We start from the raw sequence: 3650 nt of genomic DNA, 5'->3' as shown, positions 1-3650 counted from the left end.
GTCGAACACGGCTATCACAGTACGGACGGGCCCGTCGAGATCGAGTCCATCACTGCCAGGGCAGTGTCCGAGCGGGTCCGTGAGGCCATCGAGGTGACCATCGATGACCTCACCCCGGTCGAGCGCGCGGCCCTCGCCCGGTTCACCGACCTCGTGGACCGACGCCGGGACCGGGCGGGGGCGGCACTGGACGCCCAGACGCACCGCGAACTCGGCCTGGGTTGATCACGGGCCGAAGGCCCTGCGTGCGTAATCAGTCGTCCTTCCGCCGGGCGGGAGCCGCAGCGCGGGTCAGCGGGCACGGGTGATGGGGCGGGGCAGCAGGTTACGCAGGAGCTCGGCGGTTTCGGCTTCCATGTCGACGCCGCCGAGCAGTTGGTCGTTGATGTGGGCGAGGCGGGCGGCTGCCTCGCGCAGCGCGGTGATGTCGCCTGCGGTGTGGTGGGCGAGGAAGATCTGGCGGTGCAGCATCTCGCTCTCCTCGGCGGCGAGCAGGCCTCGGTGGGCGGCCCACAGGGCGCCGGGGATGTCGTTGGCTTCTCGGCAGCGGGTTGACAGTTCGTACGCGACGTCGACGATTGCGGAGACCATTTCCTGGATGACCGGCTCGGCCCATGCGTAGCGCTGGGGGTCGATGCCGGTGAAGGGCCTGCCGCGGACCAGTGCGAGTGCGCGGCGCAGGGCGAGGTCGCCGTCTTCGTCGTGTCGTGCCAGGCCTGTGCGGGCGAGGCGTTGGAAGCGGGTCCAGTCGCAGGTGACGGAGGTTCCGAGGCGGTAGCGGCTGTCTCCGGTGTCCTGGACCCGGGGCAGGTGGGCTTTGCCGTCGGTGTCCTTGCCGAGCCATGAGCGGGTGCGGGAGATGACGGCGTTGCGCATCTGCTTGTTGACCAGACGGCCGGGCCAGAGGGCGTCGTCGATGGCGTGGTGGTCCACGCCCGGGTTGAGGGCGAGGAAGGCGGTCAGTTCGATGCCGGCGCTGCGGCGGCTGGAGTCGATCCGGCCGCTGGCTCCTTCGATGCTGATGGGCCCGAGCAGCAGGACGGCTGGGCTCGCTTCGGCGAGGGGTTCGGTGCGCGGTTCGGGTTGTACGGCTGCTGCCGGTGGTTCGTCGGTGGCGTTCAGGACGTCGGCGAGCGAGGGGCCCGTGGGCTCTTCCTGTGGGCCGTCTTCGGCGGCTTCCTGTTCGAGTTCGGCGTACTCGGCGGGCAGTCCGTCGTCGTCCGCGTCGTTCTCGTCCGTCGTGCTCTCGGGTACTTCGGCGTGGTCGGTCTCGTCTGCCGGTGCCGGTTCTTCGGATGCTTCCTGATCGTCGGCCCGGGTCCATTCCGGTGCTTCGACGTCGGTGTTGCTCGCTGCGAGGGTGAGCAGTTCGATGGCGTCCGCGAAGTGTTCGTCGCTCAGGCCCTGGAGCTTGATGGCCAGGTCGGATCCGGGCAGGGCGAGGGTGTGGTCCGGGCCTTGGCACTCAAGGGTCCATGCGGTGGCCGGGAGGGTTGCGGAGGCGTCGGCGGTGATGACGGCGCCCGCCGTTCGGGGTTCTTCGGTGAGGGCGTCGAAGAGCGCGGTGACGTGGGTGTCGTCGCTGCCGGGCAGGGTGTCGGCGAGCAGGATGTGCGGTGTCCAGGCGCCGGCTGCGTCGTCCATGAGGCGTGCGGCCCGCAGGTTGTCCGCGCCGATGGCGGACAGGGCGCGGCGCTGGTCGGCGGTGTGGCTGGTCAGTTCGGTGGTGGCGTCGGCGAGGTTGTCGGTGCGGACGACTCGTTCGGGGGCTGCGGTGTCCAGGCCCGGGGCCGTGTCGGCGAGGGCGGTGACTTCCAGGTGGCCGGGCAGTGGGGTGCTGGCCAGTTCGACCGCGATGGCCTGCAGGACCTGGCGGGCGAAGTCGGTGTCGCCTGCCAGGTTCAGGATGCCGACGTGTTCCAGGTCGATCAGGACGAGGTGGCCGGCGTGGTCCCAGCCGATCGAGATCAGGGCGGGGTAGGGGGCGTCGGCGTTCTTCAGCTGTTCTTCGTCGGCCAGGTCCTGGCTGGAGGCCGGGCAGGTCCACAGGTCCTTCCGGCCGGCGGTCGCGGTGAAGGGCTTCATGGGGGTGGTGTCCTCGGCCAGGTGCAGTTCCACCTTGGCGTCGTGCAGCACGACCGCCTCGATGACGGGCAGTTCCCGGTCTGCTGCGGCGATGTTGAGGGCGAGGGAGCGCAGGGCGTTGCTGAGGAGGTCGAAGCCGGTGGGGTGTTGGGCGGCGCGCAGGCCTTGTTCGGTCGCGGCGGCGCGGCCTGTGGGCATGGGGATGCGTCGGCCGGGGCGGCGGCGGCGTTGCTGGAGCATGCGGCGGGTGGCGAGTGTGCCGACGAGCGCGGCGGCCAGGGCTCCGGCTCCGGCCCATACGGCGGCCGGTGCCAGGGCGGTTTCGGAGTCGGTTTGTGCGGCGGGGTCCGGGGTGCGGTCGCTGTCCTGGGTGGGGGTGGGGGTGGTCTGGGCGGGCTGTTGCGTGCGGGAGGGCGCGGGGGGTGTGGTGGGTTTGCTGGTGTTGGCGTCGTTGTCCGGTGTGGTGTCGGACGCCTGGCCTTGTTCCTGGTCTGGCTTTTCCTGCGGCTTCTCCGGCGCCGCCGGTTTGGCCTGGTCCTGTTCCCGGGAGGGTTCGGAGGCCGAGTCGGCCGGGGGCAGGTCGAGTTCCTGGCCCGGGTAGATGAGGTCGGGGTTGTCGAAGTGCCCGCCGACGGGGTGGGTTTGCCCTTGTTGGCCTGGTAGATGTCGTGCCAGTCCTCCGGGTCGCCGTACTTGTCGGCGATGCTCCAGAGGCTGTCGCCTTCGCGTGCCGTGACGCTGCTCGGCCGTTCCGTGCTGGCGGCGGGTTCGCTGTCGCTCTTGTCCTGCTGCTGTTCGTCGGCCTGCTGCTCGGGGGCGTGGGGCTGGGGGCTCTCGCTCGTCGCCGCGGTGGGTTCGGCGGCCGGGGCGGGGGTCCTGGCGTCGGCCGGAAGCTTGATGACGGCGCCCTTGGGCAGGTACTGGTCTCCGGCGGCGAGTTCGGGGATGTCGGGGTTGAGGGCCGCGATGTCCTTCCAGCGCTGGCCTTTGCCGAGGTACTCCTCCGCCAGATCCCACGGGAGTTCGGAAGGGCCGGTGACGGTGTGCTGGGGCCAGTCCGCGTCGGCCGCCGCGGAGGCCTCGGTGCTGGGTGCGGTACTGGTGCCGCTCTCCCCCACGGTGTGTACGGCGGTGGCCGCGACAGCCGGCCCCGGGGTGGCCGCGGATGCGGCGGTCGGGGCGAGCAGCACGATGCTTCCGATGAGGAAGCTGGCGAGTGACTGGAGGCTGCCGAGTCCCTTGATCCTGCGTGAGGAACGGCGGCGCAGCAGGGCGACGAGTTCGACCAGGACGGAGAAGGTGAAGGCTGCCCATGCGGCCCAGCCGATGCAGGTCAGGACGACGAGGAACAGTGTTCCGTCGTCCTGGGCCATGAGGTCGATGCCGTCGGCCAGTTCGGTTGGCTGGTGCCCCACGGCGAGCAGCAGGCAGGGGATGCCGATGAGCAGGGCGGTGAGGATGGCGAGTCCGGCTGAAGTCCACCGCCACCACGTCCGACGGCGGCAAGGCGCACGAGAAGAAGGACAAGAAGAAGGCGGATCCCGGAAAGCCGGTCGTCGCGCTCA

Annotated in this window: 2 protein-coding genes; one reads left to right on the top strand and one right to left on the bottom strand. The window is 70.6% G+C overall.

All coding sequences use genetic code 11. The annotated features are described in order from the left end of the window. Nucleotides 1–225 (top strand): hypothetical protein (locus ACWCQ6_RS36305; RefSeq protein ID WP_451096655.1); only part of this gene is annotated, 225 nt, incomplete at its 5' end. Between the two features lie 66 nt (nucleotides 226–291). Here ACWCQ6_RS36305 and ACWCQ6_RS36300 read toward each other — a convergent pair. Continuing rightward, entirely contained in the window at nucleotides 292–2283 is a 1992-nt protein-coding gene (locus ACWCQ6_RS36300; RefSeq protein WP_451096653.1) for a hypothetical protein, read from the bottom strand. Nucleotides 2284–3650: the final 1367 nt, after the last annotated feature.

It is taken from the genome of Streptomyces sp. NPDC001880 (genome assembly GCF_053594575.1).
The sequence above is the reverse complement of the archived record's forward strand: the minus strand, read 5'-3'. Positions and strand labels throughout refer to the sequence as shown.